The sequence below is a fragment of the Acinetobacter sp. Colony158 genome, from assembly GCF_019264745.1.
In the GTDB taxonomy this organism is placed as follows: domain Bacteria; phylum Pseudomonadota; class Gammaproteobacteria; order Pseudomonadales; family Moraxellaceae; genus Acinetobacter; species Acinetobacter ursingii.
On record NZ_CP078523.1, the window covers coordinates 1,849,081 to 1,849,324 of the forward strand.

General features: G+C 33.2%; 1 pseudogene. It reads left to right on the forward strand.

From position 1 onward, the window contains the following. Positions 1 to 224: pseudogene (locus tag JR005_RS14740) on the forward strand (IS982 family transposase); the annotation flags it as partial. Positions 225 to 244: the final 20 nt, after the last annotated feature.

Here is a 244-nt window from a genome sequence, read left to right on the forward strand (position 1 = left end):
AGAACATGCAGGCTATTCAACTCTGTTCATCAGATAAATATCATTTAAAACAACGCAATAAGATAGAAACGTTATTCAGCTTATTGAAAGGACAATACAATTTAGTGACGAGTAAAGCACGTAGTATTCATGGATTTCTTAGCGGAATTTATGCATCGTTATGTGCATATCAATTAACTCATCGGAATAAGCCAACAATTCAAGTTATGGAATCATTAGCTTAAGCAGGATTCGGGTTAATTTA